This is a genomic window from Microcystis sp. M53598_WE2, from assembly GCF_030067735.1.
GTDB lineage: Bacteria > Cyanobacteriota > Cyanobacteriia > Cyanobacteriales > Microcystaceae > Microcystis > Microcystis aeruginosa.
In genome coordinates, this window is record NZ_JASJFE010000801.1 from 1 (window position 1) to 3,627 (window position 3,627).

At 45.0% G+C, this 3,627-nt stretch carries 4 protein-coding genes; all 4 read right to left on the reverse strand.

Annotated elements, in window-relative coordinates; all coding sequences use genetic code 11:
• Window positions 1-605: 605 nt before the first annotated feature.
• Entirely contained in the window at window positions 606-1,007 is a 402-nt protein-coding gene (locus PX636_RS16335; RefSeq protein WP_002760121.1) for a phosphomannose isomerase type II C-terminal cupin domain, read from the reverse strand.
• A gap of 133 nt (window positions 1,008-1,140) precedes the next feature.
• The gene (gene gatC, locus PX636_RS16340) at window positions 1,141-1,437 is read right to left on the reverse strand and encodes an Asp-tRNA(Asn)/Glu-tRNA(Gln) amidotransferase subunit GatC (protein WP_002797212.1); all 297 of its coding nucleotides are present in this window, start codon (window positions 1,435-1,437) and stop codon (window positions 1,141-1,143) included.
• 128 nt (window positions 1,438-1,565) lie between these two features.
• Window positions 1,566-2,087, reverse strand: coding sequence for a photosystem I assembly protein Ycf3 (locus PX636_RS16345; RefSeq protein WP_002770118.1), 522 nt, complete (start codon window positions 2,085-2,087; stop codon window positions 1,566-1,568).
• 674 nt (window positions 2,088-2,761) lie between these two features.
• Complete coding sequence (locus PX636_RS16350; protein WP_288117852.1) at window positions 2,762-3,400, reverse strand: PEP-CTERM sorting domain-containing protein; 639 nt, start codon at window positions 3,398-3,400, stop codon at window positions 2,762-2,764.
• Window positions 3,401-3,627 lie beyond the last annotated feature (227 nt).

Consider the following 3,627-nt stretch of genomic DNA (forward strand, 5'->3'; position numbering starts at 1 on the left):
AGACGCCAGGTTTGGAAGCACGATTCTCTCAAAATCTTGCACCTGTTTCGCAAGAAAAGCCACAAAACCCCTACCTTGCCTACATTTCACATTTATTCAGCAAACCCTACATATAGTTTATTTTTTGCAAATTCCCTTGGTTTTTTGCCGCATTTATCAACAAGATTAAGCCGTTTCCTCACTCCCTCCCGCATGAATCATTGCCCCTTGCCTCTTGCCCGACTCCTGAGGGGCTTTTCTTTGTCACAGAATTGACATCCGGCCGTTATAGTCCTGACAAATGAGGGTTATATGCTAAAGTTAATCCAGCAAAGGAATAAATCATTTCCCCTAACCCAGCTTTCCTCAAGCTTCCCACACAGGGTCTAGGGGAAGTTTATTTTTCTGCTGATTTTACCCGTTCTTTGCTCACAACATGGTCAAAATAAATCCCCGTCCCCGCGCCTTTACCTCCCATGGAGAAAACCGCTACCCGGCCGGAAAAGAAAATTTTTCTAGAACTTGACGAGCCTTGAGGGTAGGGAAGACAGTCAGGCAGACTAACCTAAAAAGGTTTTTGGGGCGAAAATATAGTTTCTTGGCCTTCTGTCTCCCTCAACACAGTCTTAGCTCTGATGGCGAGCATAATCATCCTGAAAACGGACTATATCATCCTCTCCTAAATATTCCCCATTTTGCACTTCAATTAACACCAATTTGATCACCCCGGGGTTTTCCAGACGGTGAGCGGTACACTGCGGCACATAAGTGGACTGATTGGCTCCGAGAATTTCTTCGTTATCTCCACAGGTGACTTTTGCCGTCCCCGAAACGACAATCCAGTGTTCACTGCGATGGTAGTGCATCTGTAAACTGAGACGATGACCCGGATTCACTTCAATTCGCTTGATTTTATAACCAAGACCTTCTTCTAGGGTGGTGAAAGAACCCCAGGGCCTAAATTCTGTTGCTGCCGATTCTACGCTCGAAATAAGCTGAAATGGTGCCACATCTTGAGATGCGATCATTATATTATGTCTCCATTGCTAGGTCTGATCTTAGTCCAAGATAGCAGCAAAAACCCTAGATGGCATCTAAATCAGTGATCAGTAAACAGTAATCAGTGAACTGAAAACTCAAATCTGATCACTGATCACTGATTTAGTCTTCGTCGGTGTTGAGAATACGGGGAACCCGGAAATAATCCCCTTCTGGGGCCGGCGATTCTTGCACTAAGACCTCGTGATCGGGATAAAGTCTATTACTATCGGCGCGAGTGATATTTTGAATTTCGATCGCTCGCGTGGTGGGTAGCACATTTTCCGTGTCTAATTCGCTTAACTGCTCGAAATAATCGAGGATTCCGCTTAATTGCAGCGCAAATTGTTCTTCTTCGCCGCTATTAATCTCTAAACGGGCTAAATGGGCGATTTTTTCAACTGTAGCTCGATCGATCATGGGAGAAATGGGGAATTATGAATGATGAATGATGAATTGGGGAGTGGGGGAGTGAGGGAGTGAGGGAGTGGGGAGAATAAATAAAAGCAATCTCCTGACTCCTGAATTCTGTCTCCTGTCTCCTCAATTTAGAAGAAAACATCAATTTCCGATCGCCCGGTGATTTTCAGCCAGTTTTGGGCTTCAATGTAGTTATTGGGGGCTAATCGGATGGCTTGTTTCCAGTATTCTGCCGCTTTGTCGTAGAGTGCTTCCGCTTCGGCCTGTTGTCCGTCTTCTCTGGCTTTTTCCCCTTGAAAATGGTAAATAACGGCGATATTATTCAAAGCGGAGGGCATTCTGGGATTAAGTTGGATAGCTTCTTCGTAGTATTCCAGAGCCTTTTCATGCTCGCCGTTACTAGCGTGGATAATGCCGATATTGTAGAGGATATAACTGCGATCGTTAGGATCCTCTTCTAATGTTAAAGCCTCATAGTAATTATCGAGGGCTTCGGCGTATTCGCCGTCAGCTTGGGCAGACATCCCATCGCGGTAATAAACAAAGGCTTCCTTGGCTTTTTTATTGGCGGGGAGTATCTTTAAAATGATATCCGCCATGACGGTAAAAGATTTATCAATAAAGTTATCGTTACGTTGAGTGCGTGGCATAGTTAGGACAAGTAGGCGATCGAGATGACTATCTACCTTTATAGCACTCGCCAGCAACCCTAGGGCTGTTTTTCCGATTTTTCTCGACCACGGGTTCCATTTAGAGGGTCTTGGCTGGGCTGGGGGCGAACGTTATTTTCCAGCCAAAAAAATCCCCCTAGCAAGGGGCAACTATAGGGCTTACTAATCTTTATCCTTTGCGTCCCGATTGGGAAAATGTCAAATCTGCTAGGGACGGGCGACGGTTCCTTCCAGTGGTGAGACCTTAACGGTTTATTCTCCAGCCGAGAATTTCACTACCACCCTTGTTGCTCCAACGACCATTGACGCAACTCTACCTAGGGTTTGCTGAAAAAGTTTGTTGGTGGGGTTAGGAGTCGGTCGTCAGTAGTCAGTAGCCGGTCGTCGGGAGTTTCAGGCTTTGTTGCCCTCTCTTTTTGTACTAACCTATGTACTATAAAAAGGATAATGCCAGGTTTTTGAAGGTCTCAATCCGATTTTCGCAGCATGAACATCGGATTTTAACAGGTCAAAAGCCTTATTTTAAAAGGGTTTTACCATTATTCAGCAACCCCTACCTAAGATTTAGATTTTTCCCTGTTGGTTGCTTTAAGTGAGTAGATTGGTTGCATGGTGTTAGGTGTTATCCCATAACCGAACCTACCATCCAAAAATTAAATTCTTTTTCCCAAACCAATACCCGCTAAACCCAAGGCTAACAGAGCAAGCGAGGCAGAAGGTTCGGGGATTGTTTTAAATTGAATCTCTGCAAAGCCACTACGACCGCCCCCATAGTTACTCTGAACATTAAATCTAACCTGAGTCGCCAAGACTCCGGCAAAAGTGATGTCATTACTCGGACCCACAGCAGTATTCAAGTTAGATCCTTGGGCGAATACAAAAGGGTTAGTTGTGGTGCCAAGGAGATCTTTCCAAGTCGTTCCATCGTTGTATTGAACCCACACATTTCTAAGTCCCCGGTTGGGAGTATTACTATCACCGCTAAGGTTCCAGAATTTAAACCCACCGAGAATTACGGGGGTAACACCGGTGAACTGAAAAGTGATAGTACCAGTTGTTGCGTTGTTTGACTGCCAAGAAGTGCCAAAAGAAGTAGTACTTGACGCAACGTGAAGAGGACCCACACTATTTGGCACTAACCCTGCCCCGTTGACGGTATTGATTATATTAAAACCACTTTGAGTCCCCATACTCGTTGAGACAGTCACGCCGGCTTGGGCGTTTTGTGCTACACCCAACATTAGTCCTAAAGTGGCAGTGGATAAAGCAAGAGGTGAAATAGCGAGTTTCACTAGAAAATCTCCTTGAATAGAATATAGGCCAAGTTAAGTTGATGCCACGCACCCTATCAGATCGTATTTGTTTTTTTTGCCCTTGTCTGTTACTTTTTATACAGTTTTTTTATTGTTTTATGGTATGGGAATAGGGAGACACGGGGACAGCACCGCTCAACTAAACTTACCGAAAACTTGGGTTTAAGGTTCCCCGCCATGCCCGCGTAGCAGAGGGCGGCTTTTAG

Coding starts and splice junctions, on each gene's coding strand:
- PX636_RS16335 (WP_002760121.1), bottom strand. CDS start 1,007: ATGATCGCATCTCAAGATGTGGCACCATTTCAGCTTATTTCGAGCGTA.
- gatC (WP_002797212.1), bottom strand. CDS start 1,437: ATGATCGATCGAGCTACAGTTGAAAAAATCGCCCATTTAGCCCGTTTA.
- PX636_RS16345 (WP_002770118.1), bottom strand. CDS start 2,087: ATGCCACGCACTCAACGTAACGATAACTTTATTGATAAATCTTTTACC.